General features: G+C 71.0%; 14 protein-coding genes. 4 read left to right on the plus strand and 10 right to left on the minus strand.

Annotated features, from left to right (window positions below; translation table 11 throughout):
- The first annotated feature begins 454 nt into the window (after nt 1-454).
- From BC793_RS03870 to BC793_RS03880, 3 genes are all read left to right on the plus strand, one after another.
- Nucleotides 455-1,213 carry a GNAT family N-acetyltransferase gene (locus tag BC793_RS03870; RefSeq protein WP_109589256.1) on the plus strand — a complete coding sequence of 253 codons (759 nt, stop codon included), beginning with the start codon at nt 455-457 and terminating at the stop codon, nt 1,211-1,213.
- A gap of 381 nt (nt 1,214-1,594) precedes the next feature.
- Nucleotides 1,595-2,656, plus strand: coding sequence for a DUF3616 domain-containing protein (locus tag BC793_RS03875; protein ID WP_109590300.1), 1,062 nt, complete (start codon nt 1,595-1,597; stop codon nt 2,654-2,656).
- Nucleotides 2,656-3,015, plus strand: a complete 360-nt coding sequence (locus tag BC793_RS03880) for a hypothetical protein (RefSeq protein ID WP_109589258.1) — start codon at nt 2,656-2,658, stop codon at nt 3,013-3,015. Before BC793_RS03875 ends, BC793_RS03880 begins: the two co-directional genes overlap by 1 nt.
- 34 nt (nt 3,016-3,049) lie before the next feature.
- Here the strand turns inward: BC793_RS03880 and BC793_RS03885 are convergent, their stop codons facing one another.
- Nucleotides 3,050-4,459, minus strand: coding sequence for an FAD-dependent monooxygenase (locus tag BC793_RS03885; RefSeq protein WP_109589260.1), 1,410 nt, complete (start codon nt 4,457-4,459; stop codon nt 3,050-3,052).
- 106 nt (nt 4,460-4,565) lie between these two features.
- On the opposite strand from BC793_RS03885, the gene BC793_RS03890 reads away from it, so the two are divergent.
- A complete protein-coding gene (locus tag BC793_RS03890) occupies nt 4,566-5,129 on the plus strand; it encodes a TetR/AcrR family transcriptional regulator (protein WP_109590302.1) in 564 nt (187 codons plus the stop codon).
- 54 nt (nt 5,130-5,183) lie between these two features.
- On the opposite strand, the gene pheT is transcribed toward BC793_RS03890, so the two are convergent.
- The 9 genes from pheT to BC793_RS03935 form a co-directional block, all read right to left on the minus strand.
- Nucleotides 5,184-7,661 carry a phenylalanine--tRNA ligase subunit beta gene (gene pheT / locus BC793_RS03895; protein ID WP_109589262.1) on the minus strand — a complete coding sequence of 826 codons (2,478 nt, stop codon included), beginning with the start codon at nt 7,659-7,661 and terminating at the stop codon, nt 5,184-5,186.
- Between the two features lie 4 nt (nt 7,662-7,665).
- The gene (locus BC793_RS03900) at nt 7,666-8,727 is read right to left on the minus strand and encodes a phenylalanine--tRNA ligase subunit alpha (RefSeq protein WP_109589264.1); all 1,062 of its coding nucleotides are present in this window, start codon (nt 8,725-8,727) and stop codon (nt 7,666-7,668) included.
- 229 nt (nt 8,728-8,956) lie between these two features.
- A complete protein-coding gene (locus BC793_RS03905; RefSeq protein ID WP_109589266.1) occupies nt 8,957-9,730 on the minus strand; it encodes a TrmH family RNA methyltransferase in 774 nt (257 codons plus the stop codon).
- 69 nt (nt 9,731-9,799) lie between these two features.
- The gene (gene rplT / locus BC793_RS03910; protein ID WP_109589268.1) at nt 9,800-10,192 is read right to left on the minus strand and encodes a 50S ribosomal protein L20; all 393 of its coding nucleotides are present in this window, start codon (nt 10,190-10,192) and stop codon (nt 9,800-9,802) included.
- A 39-nt stretch (nt 10,193-10,231) separates the two neighbouring features.
- Entirely contained in the window at nt 10,232-10,426 is a 195-nt protein-coding gene (gene rpmI, locus BC793_RS03915; RefSeq protein ID WP_043528306.1) for a 50S ribosomal protein L35, read from the minus strand.
- Between the two features lie 56 nt (nt 10,427-10,482).
- Nucleotides 10,483-11,100 carry a translation initiation factor IF-3 gene (gene infC, locus BC793_RS03920; RefSeq protein ID WP_109589270.1) on the minus strand — a complete coding sequence of 206 codons (618 nt, stop codon included), beginning with the start codon at nt 11,098-11,100 and terminating at the stop codon, nt 10,483-10,485.
- 369 nt (nt 11,101-11,469) lie between these two features.
- On the minus strand, nt 11,470-11,916 hold the full coding sequence (locus tag BC793_RS03925; protein WP_109589272.1) for a PH domain-containing protein: 447 nt from the start codon (nt 11,914-11,916) through the stop codon (nt 11,470-11,472).
- Complete coding sequence (gene hisG, locus BC793_RS03930) at nt 11,916-12,758, minus strand: ATP phosphoribosyltransferase (RefSeq protein ID WP_109589275.1); 843 nt, start codon at nt 12,756-12,758, stop codon at nt 11,916-11,918. The genes BC793_RS03925 and hisG overlap by 1 nt, the downstream gene beginning before the upstream one ends.
- A 42-nt stretch (nt 12,759-12,800) precedes the next feature.
- The gene (locus tag BC793_RS03935) at nt 12,801-13,064 is read right to left on the minus strand and encodes a phosphoribosyl-ATP diphosphatase (protein ID WP_109589277.1); all 264 of its coding nucleotides are present in this window, start codon (nt 13,062-13,064) and stop codon (nt 12,801-12,803) included.
- Nucleotides 13,065-13,140: the final 76 nt, after the last annotated feature.

Raw genomic sequence — 13,140 nt, forward strand, 5'->3', positions numbered from 1 at the left:
AACCGCTTCCACGCCGACGGCACGACGAACGTGTCGGAGCCCACCACTTCGGTCACCGGCCCAACTCCCCAGGTCTGGTTCCACGACGACGCGCTGAACCCTAGCGACCCCCACCGACAAAAACGGGGACGGATCCGGGGCGTACGGACGACCGTGGACGCCGGGTTCGCGGTGGACCGGAGTGGAGCCGTCGGTGCGGGCCGCGCAGGCGGCCGGCCCGCGCCGATGCCCCGCCGGAACGCCGGGTTGCGCGCGGCCGGGGGTTCGTGAAAACCTCGCTGGGCGATCGTGCGACAGAGCACGGTCCCGGTGCATTCGAGAGAAGTGAAGCCTGTGATCGCCGCCCGGCCAGTCGGCCGTCGCTGAGCGTTCTCCGCCAGCGGCGGCCCTGCGTGAACAACGTGCCCACCCGCAGGTGTTTCTTCATCCTTCTCTCGAAAAGGCTTACCTCACCATGGATCTGCGCATCCAGCGCTCCGTCGTGTCCCACCTCCGCACCCGGCCGAAGGTCATCGAGATCGGCCCGTTCGTGGCCGGCCTCGACCCGGACACCGAGAGCCCCTTCATCAACTACGCCTCGCCACAGCCGGGCGTCCCGATCACGGCGGCCGACGTCACCGCCCTGATCAGCGCGTTCACCGAGGCGGGCCGCAAGCCACGCCTGGAGTACGTGACGAGTTGCACTCCAGAACTGGAGAGCCTGCTGGTCACGGCCGGGTTCACCGTCGAGCAGCGCAATCAGTACCTGGTCTGCCCGTCGGACGGGCTGACCGCCTCGCCCGTACCGGAGGGTCTGGTCCTTGCCGAACCCATGACGGACCCGGACCGGGCCGCGGTGGTCGCCGCACAGAACGAGGCCTTCGGTGACCTGCCGGACCAGCAGCCCGAGGCCGCGGTCGCCCGGATGCGCCGCAGTCAGGAACGCGGCGGGGTGGTCCTCGGCGCCCGCACGGAGGACGGCGAGTGGGTCGGCGGTGGCCAGGCCGCTCCGCCCGGCGACGGGGTCAGCGAGGTCGCCGGGATCGCGGTGCGCGAGCCGTTCCGGCGGCGCGGGCTGGGCGCCGCGATCAGCGCGGGCGTCACCCGGCGGCTCTTCGACCGCGGGGTGGAGATCGCCTGGCTGGAGGCCTCCGGCGACGACTCATGGCGGGTCTACGAGCGGGTCGGTTACGTCCCGGCCGGCCATCGTCTCTACATCTCCCGCGAGTTGTAGGAACGGCCCTCTTCCGGAAGTTGTAGGAACGGCCCTCTTCTGGAAGTCGTAGGAACGGAACCCCCGGGCGATGAGGAGACGAAGCCACCCGAGGCGCTCATGAGGGGAAGTCGCTGGGGCGGCGGAGAGCCGAACTGCCCGAGGTGATCACGGGGCGAAATCGCTGGGGCGGCGGAGAGCCGAAACCGCCCGGGGTGATCGCCAGGCGGAGTCGCCCGGGTGGTGCAGAGCCGGGACCTTTCCGGGGGAGATAGGGCGGTATCGCGAAACGGCCGGTCCGGCACGGACCGGCCGTCAGCGGCATGATCGACCCGAAAGTCCCACCGGACAGAACTCTATGTTCGACCTGCCCTGATGCACGGCGGTGCGACGATGTGGGCCATGACGGTCGACTACACGGTGCGGCTACGGTTCTCCGACGAGTCGCAGGCCGCGGCCACCCACACCAACCTCTCCGCGGTCCGCCTCGACGGCCGGGCGCTCTGGATCGCCGGCGACGAGACCGCGACGATCGAGCGCCTGATCGCCGACGACACCGAACGGCCCGCCGAGTTCGGGCAGGAGGCACGGTTCCGGCTGGCCGACTACGTGGACCTGCCCGGCGCGGACGCCGACGAGGAGGCGGACGTGGAGGGGCTGGCCCGCAACGGGCACTTCCTCTGGGCGGTCGGCTCGCACAGCCTGCGCCGCAAGCAGATCAAGGACCGCCACGTGGGGCCGAAGGCACTGCGCCGGCTGGCCCGGGTCGAAGGGCAGGACAACCGGCAGATCCTGGTCCGGCTGCCGGTCACCGACGTCGACGGGGTGCCGACCCCGGTCCGGGAGCTGACCGTCGACGGGGTGCGGCACCGGGCCGCCGCGCTGAGCGCCCGCGACGACCTGCGGCGGCTGCTGCGCGACGATGAGCATCTGGCGCCGTTCCTGCCGATTCCGGGCAAGGACAACGGCCTGGACATCGAGGGCATCGCGGTCCGTGACGACCGGGTCTTCCTCGGATTGCGCGGTCCGGTGCTGCGCGGGTGGGCGTTCGTGCTGGAGCTGCGGCCGTACGTGCTCGGCAGCGAGCCGGGAAGACTGCGCCTGCACCGGTTCGAGGACGGGCTGCCGTACCGCAAGCATGTTCTTGATCTTGAAGGTCTGGGGGTGCGGGACCTCTGCCCGGCCGGGAACGACCTGCTGGTGCTGGCCGGGCCGACGATGGATCTGGACGGGCCGGTGCGCATCTACCGCTGGCACGACGCGTGCGTGGCGGAGCAGCCGACGATCGTGCGGCACGATCTGATCACCCGGGAGCTGGAGCTGACCTACGGCGAGGGTGACGACCACGCCGAGGGCCTGAGCATGATGGGGACGGATCGGGTGCTGGTCGTCTACGACAGCCCGGCGGCGGTACGGCTGGAGGCGGACGGCGCGGTCATCGCCGACGTGCTGAAACTGCCCTGATGCGGCAGGTCTACGCGCATCAGGCGACGGTGTCGCTCGCGGCCGGCGGCGATCCGGGTGCACCGGGTGCGGCGATCACCGCCGCTCTGTGCGGGCATGGGGAGCACGAGCCGCCGTGCCCGCTGGCACCCCACCACACCGCCGCCGCACCGGAGGACGGCCGGCTGCGGCTGCGTGTGCTCTTCGCCACCGAGCCGGACCGGGTCGAGGACGTCCGCGCCCGCATCGACGCGGCGCTGGCGGCCGGCGACTGGCGGCTGATCGAATCCGGCTGCACCCGCCTGGACCCGGCCGAACGGCCGCACGGCCGCCGCCTGCTGCGCAGACGACCCGAGGAACCGGCGGGATCGAGCGAGTGAGGCCGGTTCCGGGGACGGCCACGGCGAGACCGGGTCAGCGGGCGGCCGAGTGGGACATCCGCCCGGGCCCCAGGAAGCGGGTGAGGGCGGCCGCCGTCCCCGTGACGGGGCCCCGCCACGCCACGTAGCCGTCGGGCCGGACCAGCACCGCGTCGCTCGTCTCCGCCTCAGGGGCTGCCACGACCAGGCGTTCGCCGTACCCGGAAAGGTCATCGGGTTCCGGGGTGAGCAGTACGTGCCGCCCGGACCGCAGCGCCTCGTAGAGGCGGCCGCCACCGCGGAGGGTGACGTCGCCGGCTCGCGGGGCGCCCGGGTAGCCGATGCCGACGCCGGAGATGACGCCGGTGGCACGGCGGACGACCGGCGGGAGGGCGAGCAGCGCGGCGCCGACGGTGTTGCGCAGGCGGCGGGCGACCGCCGACCGCATCATCGCCATCCGGACGAGGGCGCCGCTGCTGCGCAGGACGAGTCTGCCGACCGGGTGGCGTTCGGTCTCGTAGGAGTCGAGCAGGCCGGCCGGCGCCCAGCCGTGGATGGTGGCGGCGAGTTTCCAGGAGAGGTTCGCGGCGTCCTGGAGACCGGTGTTCATGCCCTGGCCACCGGCCGGTGAGTGCACGTGGGCGGCGTCGCCGGCGAGGAACACGCGGCCGACCCGGTAGTGCGGGGCCTGCCGTTCGTCGCTGTGGAAGCGGGACAGCCAGCGGGCCTCGGTGATGCCGAAGTCGGTTCCGTGGACCCGGCGGGTGACCTCGCGGATCTCGTCGAGGGTGATCGGGACGTCGTCGGCGACCTGGCGGCGGCGGTCCCAGGCGAAGATCCGATACCAGCCGTCGCCGAACGGGGCGACCATGGCGAACCCGTCACCGACGGAGTCGACGGCGAGGACGTCCTCGGGCGGGGCGGCGAGGCGCACGTCGGCCAGCATGATCGAGGTGAGCACCGCCCGGCCGGGGAAGGGCAGGCCGAGCTGCCGGCGGACGGTGCTGTGGGCGCCGTCGGTGCCGATCACCCAGTCGGCGGTGACGGTGCGGTCGCCGAACTCGAGGGTGACCCGCTCGCCGTCGGGGCGCAGGGAGGTGAGGCTCGCGCCGCGCTCGATGCGGGCGCCCGCGGCCAGGGCCCGCTCTTCGAGGGCCGTCTCCACCCGGTACTGCGGGGTGATCAGCAGGAACGGATAGCGCGACGGCAGCCCGGTCAGGTCGAGGCGGATCCGGTCGAACAGGCGCAGCCGCTCGACTCGCGCGCCACCGGTGAGGATGCCGTCGGCGAGGCCTCGGGCGTCGAGCATCTCGAGGGTACGGGCATGGACGCCGAACGCCCGGGTCAGGTTGGACGTCTCCGACCGGCGTTCGAAAACGGTGACCGGAATGCCGGCCAGGGCCAGGTCACCGGCGAGGAGCAGCCCGGTGGGGCCGGCCCCGATGATCGCGACGGTGGTGTGCATGACGGCGCCTCCACTCGAAAGTCAACAACTGTTGGCAACGATAGGCCGCCCGGGAAGATCGAGTCAACAGTTGTTGGCAAACGAGTGTTGGCATAATATGGTCACCATGACCGCACGCCGTTCCGACGCCACCCGGGCCGCCATCCTCGTCGCCGCCCGCGAGCGCTTCGCCGCCGACGGGTTCGAGCGCGCCACCATCCGCGCCATCGCCGCCGACGCGCGGATCGACCCGTCGATGGTGATGCGCTATTACGGCAACAAGGAGGCGCTGTTCGCCGCCGCGGCCGATTTCGATCTGCGGCTGCCCGACCTGGGTGACACTCCCGGCGAGCGGATCGGCACCACCCTGGCCCGGCACTTCCTGCACCGGTGGGAGGGCGACGAGACCCTGATGGCCCTGCTGCGGGCGGCCGTCACCAAGGAGGCCGCCGCCGAGCGGATCCGGTCGGTCTTCGTCCAGCAGGTCGGCCCGGTCGCCGCCCGGCTGGCCCCGGACCCGGCACAGGCGGCCACCCGGGCCGGCCTGGTCGCCACCCAGATGCTGGGCTTCGCCCTGTGTCGTTACATCCTCCGGCTGCCCCCGGTGGTGGGGCTGACCCCGGAGGAGGCCGCCGCCTGGCTGGCCCCGACCATCCAGCGATATCTCACCGGCGAGGCGCAGGCCGGATGACGAGAGCCGGGCCGGTGGAGATCCACCGGCCCGGCTCCGCGGTGCTGCGAACGGTCAGGCGCCGCGCAGGACGGCGCCGAAACGGGAGGACGTCACGGCGACCGCGGCGTCCCGGGCGGCGATGGTCTCCTCCGAGGTGAGAGTGCGGTCCGGAGCACGGAAGGTCAGCTTGTAGGCGAGGGACCGCTTGTCCCCGCCCAGCTGCTCCGACTCGTAGACGTCGAAGAGCGACACCGACTCCAGCAGTTCGCCGGCACCCTCGGTCAGGGCCGCCTGAACCTCGGCGGCCGGAACCGTGCGGTCCAGGACCAGGGCGACGTCGATCAGCGCCGGCGGGAAGGTGGAGATCTTCGGGGCGTCGACGACCGGGGCCGCCGGCAGGGCGTCCAGGTCGATCTCGGCGGCCGAGGTCCGCTTCGGCAGCTCCAGGGCGGCCAGCACGGCGGGGTGCAGCTCACCGGCATGACCGATGACCTCGCCGTCGACCAGGATCGCGGCGCAGCGGCCGGGATGCCAGGGGGCGTTCTCGGCGGCCCGTACCGTGATCCGGTCCTCGGCGATGCCGGCCGCCGCGACCGCGACGCGCGCCGCCTCGATGGCGTCCGCCCACGTCGCGGCACGTCCCGCACCCCACCAGCCGGCCGGCTCGATGTCGCCGGCCAGCACCACGGCGAGATGCCACGGCTGCTCGGGGACGATCGCGTTGGCCGCCGCCCACTCGGCGTTGCCGGGCCGGCGGTCCACCCCCAGCTCGGGCGGCGCGGTCGAGGTCAGGTGCGGCAGGAAGACCGTGCCGGCCTCGAAGAGCGCCACGTCCCGGCGGCCACGGCCCAGATTCCGCTTGAGCGTGCCGAGCAGCGGGCCGAGCAGCGTGGTACGCAGCAGCGGCTCCTCCTCCGACAACGGGTTGGTGAGCCGCACCGCACTGCGACGCGGGTCCGCCGGGGGCAGGCCGAGGGCGTCGGCGACACCGGGCGAGACGAAGGGGTACGACAGCACCTCGACGTACCCGTTCTCGGCGAGGGCCCGGCCCACCGACCGGCGCTGCTTCTGCGCCGGAGTGAGGCCACGGCTGGCACCGGCCGGCGGCAGCACGCTCGGGATCTCGTTGTAGCCGCCGAGCCGTGCCACCTCCTCGATCAGGTCGATCGGGGCGACCAGGTCGGGACGCCAGGTCGGCGGCACGACACTGAGCACCTCGTCGCCGGAGACCTCGCAGCCGATCCTGGCCAGCAAGGTGGCCACTTCCGAGGAGGTGTACGGCAGCCCGATGAGGCGCGCGGGGGCGGACGAAGGCAGCGTCAGTGCGACCGGAGCCACGACGTTGTCGATGTCCAGCACGAGCGGAGAAGCGGTCCCGCCGGCGTGCTCGATCAGGATGTCGACGGCCTTCTGCAGCGCGGCGAGCGGCAGCGCCGGGTCGACGCCCCGCTCCCACCGCTTGGCGGCCTCACTGAACAGCCGGTGCCGCCGGGCGGTCCGGCCGACCATGACCGGGTCCCAGTGGGCGGCCTCGAGGAGCACGTTGACCGTGCCCTCCTGCCACTCGCTGGTCTCGCCGCCCATGACCGCGGCCAGCGAGATCGGCCCGGTCTCGTCGCAGATCACCATGTCCTCGGCGTCGAGCGCACGCGCGACACCGTCCAGGGTGGTCAGCTTCTCCCCGGCCCGCGCCCGCCGGACGACCAGGCCGCCGTGGAGCCGGTCCAGGTCGAAGACGTGCATCGGCTGACCGAATTCGAGCATCAGGTAGTTGGTGATGTCGACGGGCAGCGAGATGGCCCGGATGCCGGCCTGGATCAGGCGCCGCTGCATCCACTCCGGAGACTGCGCGTTCGGGTCGACGCCGCGGACGACGCGGGCCGCGAACCGGTCACAGCCGACGGTGTCGTCGATCGTGACCGGATACGGAACCTCCGCCGTGGCACCCGCACAGGCGATGTCCGCGGGATCCCGGTAGGCCACGGAGAAGTACGTGGCCAGCTCCCGCGCGATACCGCGGACACTCATCTCGTAGCCGCGGTCCGGCGTGATCTCGACCTCGATCAGCACGTCGTCCAGGCCGACGATCGAGCGCGCGTCGACACCCGGCTCGGCGGAGTCGGCCGGCAGCACGATGATGCCCGAGTGGTCGCCCGACAGACCCAGCTCGGCGGCCGAGCAGATCATGCCGTTGGAGTTGCGGCCGTAGGTCTTCCGCGCACCGATCCTGAATCCGCCGGGCAGCTCCCCACCGGGCAGGATGACCGCGACGAGGTCGCCCTCGGCGAAGTTCCGGGCCCCGCACACGATCTCCTGCGGCGCCGGGTTGCCGACGTCGACGGTGCAGAACCGGATCGGCTTCTTGAAACCGGTCAGCTCCTCGATCGTCAGCACCCGGCCGACGACCAGGTCACCGAGGATCGTGCCGGCCTGGTCGACGATGCCCTCGACCTCCATGCCGAGATTGGTGAGCGCCGCGTCCAGCTCCGAAGCCGTGATCTCCGCGGGCAGCTCGACGTACTCGCGCAGCCACGACAGTGACGTCTTCATCGCTTCAGGACTCCATTCCGAAGTTCGTGGTGAACCGCACGTCGCCCTCGACCATGTCGCGCATGTCGGAGACGCCGTTGCGGAACATCAGGGTCCGCTCGACACCCATGCCGAACGCGAAGCCCGAGTAGACGGCCGGGTCGATGCCGCACGCGGTGAGCACGCGCGGGTTGACCATGCCGCAGCCGCCCCACTCGACCCAGCGCGGGCCGTCCCGGTGCTGGGGGAACCAGACGTCGAACTCCGCCGACGGCTCGGTGAACGGGAAGTAGTGCGGCCGCCAGCGGGTCTTCGCGTCCGGGCCGAGCATCGCCCGGGCGAAGTGGTCGAGGGTGCCGCGCAGGTGCGCCATGGTGATGCCCTCGTCGATGACCAGGCCCTCGATCTGGTGGAACACCGGGCTGTGCGTGGCGTCCAGCTCGTCGGTCCGGTAGACGCGGCCGGGGCTGACCACGTAGATCGGCGGCTGCCGGTCGAGCATGGTGCGCACCTGGCCGGGTGACGTGTGGGTCCGCATGACCAGGCCGGGCAGGTCGACGAAGAACGTGTCGGAGGCACCGCGGACCGGGTTGTCCGGGCCGATGTTGAGCGCGTCGAAGTTGGCCCACTCCAGCTCCAGCTGAGGGCCGTCGACGATCTCGTAGCCCATGCCGATGAAGATGTCGCCCATGTGCTCCATCAGCGTGGTCAGCGGGTGCCGGGCGCCGCGCGGCCGCCGGGACCACGGCAGGGTGACGTCGACGCGCTCCTCGACGAGGACCCGGGCCGCACGGTCGGCCTCGAGCTCGGCCTGCCGGGAGTCGTAGGCGGCCTGCACGGCCTGGCGGGCGATGTTGACACGCTTGCCGGCGTCGGATTTCGCGGCCGGCGGCAGTGAGCCGATCTCGCGGCGGGCCAGCGACACCGGGGAACGGTCACCCAGGTGCGCCGGCTTCAGGGCCTGGAGCGCGTCGAGGTCGGCGGCGGAGGCGAACGCCTTCTCGGCCTCCGCGACCGCGCCCTCGAGCGACTCGGGGGCCAGCAGGACGGCCTGCTTCGGATCGTACGGATCGTTGCGGTAGGACATGGTAGGGCGAACTCCCTCACACCGGATTTGCCAACGGCCCGTCGGCGCTGAGTGCACCGAGCGCAGCGAGGGCCGCGAAGAGGCGACACAGCTGGGACAGTCTACGGAGGCACGGCTGAGCCGTAGCCCGCCGGTCAGGGAGTGCGCGCAGAAGGGTCAGATCCGGCGCCCGCGACCAGCGGGCCGGATAAAGGAGAGCCGGGGACCTGACATGCGGCCCAGCATACCCTCAGCGCTGGGCGCGGGCCGACGCATATAGGCAGACGGCGGCCGCCGCGGCCAGGTTGAGGCTCTCCGCGCCCCCGTAGATGGGTACGCGCACCCGGCGATCCGCGGCACTCAGCAGGTCAGCGGGCAGGCCGTGGGCTTCGGAGCCGAACAGCCACGCCGTCGGCAGGGCGAGCTGACCGCCGTCGAGCAGCGAGTCCACATCGTCCTCACCGGTGCCGCTGGTGGCGAGCACCTGGAGCCCGCTGTCCTGGAGCAGTTCCACGACGCCGAGCGGGGACCGGACGACGTCCACGTGGAACAGCGAGCCGGCCGACGAGCGTACACATTTGCCGTTGTAGGGGTCGACGGCGTCGCCGGCGAAGACGACCATCCCCGCTCCGGCGGCATCCGCGGTGCGCAGCACGGTCCCGGCGTTGCCGGGGTCCCGGATCTCGGCGACCACGGCGACCAGCCGCGGGTTCTTCGCCAGGGCCTCGCCGATCGGCACGTCGTTCTGCTCGCAGACGGCGACCAGCCCCTGCGGGTGCACGGTCTCGGCGAGCGCGGCGAGGGCGTCGTCGGTGACCGGTGACAGCTCGGGCGCCTGTGCGGCCAGGTCGGCGTGGCGCTCCAGCGCGGCCGGGGTGCCGAACAGTTCGAGCACCGCGCCCGCGGCGAGCGCCTCACGCACGGCCTGCGGGCCTTCGGCGAGGAAACGCCCGGACTGGTCGCGGTCCCGGCGGCGTTGCAGGCGGCGGGCGGCGACGATTCGGGGAGTACGGGGTGTGAACATCGCTCCGACCTGAGGAAATGAAGACGCCCCCCGGAAACTGGGGGGCGTCTCGAAACGTGCTACGCGATATCAGGCAGCCTGCGCGGCGGCGCCGCCGGTGCCCTCGGCCGCGACGGCCGCACGGGCGATCTCGACGATGGCCGCGAAGGCAACCGCGTCGTGGACCGCGAGGTCGGCCAGGATCTTGCGGTCGACCTCGACCTCGGCCAGCTTCAGACCCTGGATCAGGCGGTTGTAGGTCATGCCGTTCGACCGGGCAGCCGCGTTGATACGGGTGATCCACAGCTGGCGGAAGTCGCCCTTGCGGTCACGACGGTCACGGTACGAGTACTGCATCGAGTGCAGCACCTGCTCCTTGGCCTTGCGGTACAGGCGGGAGCGCTGACCGCGGTAGCCGCTCGCGGTCTCGAGCAGGGTGCGGCGCTTCTTCTGGGCGTTTACCGCCCGCTTGACGCGTGCCATTTCTAGTTACTCCTTCAGGGGAACCGGGTCAGGCTCGCGTCAGCGGCCCAGAAGCTTCTTCACGCGCGCGGTGTCGGCCTTGGCCACAACGACCGTGCCGGTCATCCGGCGGGTGACGTGGGAGCTCTTGTGCTCCAGCAGGTGACGCTTGCCGGCCTGCTCGCGCACGATCTTTCCCTTGCCGGTGACCTTCACCCGCTTACCCATGCCGGTGTGGCTCTTCATCTTGGGCACTTGACGCCTCTTTCTGATCTCTCCCCACGACCGGGGGGTAGCGGGGAAAAGCTTGACTACTCTGCTGCGGTGGTCTCGGCCGGAACGGCCGGCTCGACGTCGGCGACATCGCCCTCGCCCTCGCGCGGCTCACGGGCGGGCTTGGCGCCGGCGGCGACGGCGGCGACGGCAGCGGCCTTGGTGGCCCGGTGCGGAGCGAGCACCATGATCATGTTGCGGCCGTCCTGCTTCGGGCTGGCCTCGACGAAGCCGAGCTCCGAGATCTCCTCGCTGAGCCTGCGCAGGAGCCGGAAACCCAGCTCGGGGCGGCTCTGCTCACGACCGCGGAACATGATCGTCACCTTGACCTTGTCGCCCGCCTTGAGGAACCGCACCACGTGACCCTTTTTGGTCTCGTAGTCGTGCGGGTCGATCTTCGGCCGTAGCTTCATTTCCTTGATGACGGTCTGCTGCTGGTTGCGCCGCGCTTCGCGGGCCTTGAGTGCGCTCTCGTACTTGAACTTGCCGAAGTCCATGAGCTTGCACACCGGCGGCCGCGCCATCGGAGCAACCTCGACCAGGTCCAGGTCGACATCCGCGGCCAGCTGAAGGGCGCGCTCGAGCGGCACGATGCCGACCTGCTCACCCTCCGGACCGACCAGACGGACCTCACGAGCCCGGATCTGTTCGTTCACGCGTGGTTCGACGCTGATGGGGCCTCCTCAGTTGATACCTCACCCGGCCGGGTAGGTCGGGCGCTGCCAATGTCGGTCGGCCCCGAGTGTCCCGCTGGCCGCGGGACGCCGGGAAAGTAGAAGGCCCCGCCTGCTCTCTCGAAAGAGAGCATGCCGGGGCCCGCTCGACCGGTCATCGGCGCCCAAAGGAGGACGCGCACCCGACAAGAGATATTCCCCTGTCAGGGAGACCGGACCCGGCCACAGTCAGTGACTCGGGTGGGAACCAGCGGGCTCCTCTTTCGCGCCCACACCGTCAACAAGGCTGAAACCCAAAAAGGCTGCAAACCAAAGCTGAAAGGTGGGCGTGGTCGACTGCCCGCAATCCTATCAGGCGTCCTGAGCAGCCTGATGAAGAGCCCTCAGGGTGCGTACGCCGTCCAGCGCGTAGTCCTTGTCGACGGCCTGTAGCGCGTGCACCGGGACCTGATCGTCGTTCTCCAGCTCCAGATGCGCCCACGCCGAGTTGCGGTCGAACCGGACGGCACGGATCACCGACCACGGCAGGTCGTAGCCGCCGATCACGTTGCGCACCCGCACCCCCGCCTCGTCGGCCGCCACCCGCGGCCGGCAGAACAGCAGGATGCCGAGGCCCAGCAGGATGCCCAGCCCGATCATCGCGAGCTGGTCGCCGCGCTGGAAGCTGGCCTTCGAGTTCTGGAAGCCGGCCGAGCCGCTCAGCCCGAAGCTGAGCACGATGAACAGCAGCGCCACCCCGGCGGCCAGCGGACCGGCCACCCAGCGGATCTTCTTCGGGCGGTACAGAACGGCGGTCATCACAGCCTGCAGTTCGCGATGTCGGTGACCAGGATCGCGCGGGCGCCCAGGTCGTACAGCTCGTCCATGACCCGGTGCACGTCGCTGCGCTGGACCATCGCCTGGACGGCGACCCAGCCCTCCCGGTGCAGCGGGGAGACGGTCGGCGACTCGATGCCGGGGGTCAGGCTGGTGGCCTGGTCCAGCAGGTCGGCGCGGACGTCGTACGCCAGCATCACGAAGTTTCTCGCGACCAGCACGCCGTGCAGCCGCCGCAGCAGTTGCGACGCACCGGCCGGCGTCTCCTCCGCGCGCCCGATGAGGATCGCCGACGACTGCATGATCGGGTCGCCGATGGTGACCAGACCCGCCTGGCGCAGCGTCGCCCCGGTCTCCACCACGTCGGCGATCAGGTCGGCGACGCCGAGCCGGACCGCGTTCTCCACCGCGCCGTCGAGGCGCACCACGTCCGCCTTGAGCTCGTGCTCCGCCAGATAGCGGCCCACCACGCCGGGATAGGCGGTGGCGATGCGGCGGCCGCCGATCTCGTCGACGCCGGTGAGCGTCCCCGCCGGGGCGGCCCAGCGGAAGGTGGCCCGGCCGAAGTTCAGGTCGAGCAGCTCGGTGGCGGGCACGCCGGAGTCGACGAGCAGGTCCCGGCCGGTGATGCCGAGATCCAGATCACCCGAGCCGACATACGTCGCGATGTCCTTCGGCCGCAGGTAGAAGAACTCGACGTTGTTGTCTTCGTCACGGCAGATCAGATCTTTGGGATCGGTGCGCTGGCGGTAGCCGGCGTCCCGCAACATCTGTGACGCCGGTGCGGACAGGGTGCCCTTGTTGGGAATGGCGATGCGCAGCATGACGTGCTCCTTCGATCAGTGAACGGGTCTTGTGGACGCGTGTCACAGATGTCGGTAGACGTCCTCGAGCTCAAGGCCTGTCGCGATCATCAGGACCTGGGCCTGGTAGAGCAGCTGGGAGATCTCCTCGGCAGCGCGTTCCGGCCCCTCGTGTTCAGCGGCCATCCACGACTCGGCCGCCTCTTCGACGACCTTCTTGCCGATGAAGTGGACTCCGCGTTCGAGCGCCTCGACGGTGCCCGAACCGGGTGTCTTGTCCGCCGCCTTGCTTTGCAACTCGGCAAACAGTTCTTCGAACGTCTTCACGAGTAGCGATTGTGGCAGCTCATCACGTCTTGACGACGAACGGCCCCAGCCCATGGGACGTCTTCTAAGCTCCCGG

Source organism: Actinoplanes xinjiangensis, assembly GCF_003148685.1.
Lineage (GTDB): Bacteria > Actinomycetota > Actinomycetes > Mycobacteriales > Micromonosporaceae > Actinoplanes > Actinoplanes xinjiangensis.

Bases quoted from the DNA above. Each gene is read 5' to 3' on its own strand.
- BC793_RS03875 (WP_109590300.1), top strand. From the start codon at position 1,595: ATGACGGTCGACTACACGGTGCGGCTACGGTTCTCCGACGAGTCGCAG.
- BC793_RS03890 (WP_109590302.1), top strand. From the start codon at position 4,566: ATGACCGCACGCCGTTCCGACGCCACCCGGGCCGCCATCCTCGTCGCC.
- pheT (WP_109589262.1), bottom strand. From the start codon at position 7,661: ATGAAGACGTCACTGTCGTGGCTGCGCGAGTACGTCGAGCTGCCCGCG.
- BC793_RS03905 (WP_109589266.1), bottom strand. From the start codon at position 9,730: ATGTTCACACCCCGTACTCCCCGAATCGTCGCCGCCCGCCGCCTGCAA.
- rplT (WP_109589268.1), bottom strand. From the start codon at position 10,192: ATGGCACGCGTCAAGCGGGCGGTAAACGCCCAGAAGAAGCGCCGCACC.
- hisG (WP_109589275.1), bottom strand. From the start codon at position 12,758: ATGCTGCGCATCGCCATTCCCAACAAGGGCACCCTGTCCGCACCGGCG.
- BC793_RS03870 (WP_109589256.1), top strand. From the start codon at position 455: ATGGATCTGCGCATCCAGCGCTCCGTCGTGTCCCACCTCCGCACCCGG.
- BC793_RS03880 (WP_109589258.1), top strand. From the start codon at position 2,656: ATGCGGCAGGTCTACGCGCATCAGGCGACGGTGTCGCTCGCGGCCGGC.
- BC793_RS03925 (WP_109589272.1), bottom strand. From the start codon at position 11,916: ATGACCGCCGTTCTGTACCGCCCGAAGAAGATCCGCTGGGTGGCCGGT.
- BC793_RS03900 (WP_109589264.1), bottom strand. From the start codon at position 8,727: ATGTCCTACCGCAACGATCCGTACGATCCGAAGCAGGCCGTCCTGCTG.
- BC793_RS03885 (WP_109589260.1), bottom strand. From the start codon at position 4,459: ATGCACACCACCGTCGCGATCATCGGGGCCGGCCCCACCGGGCTGCTC.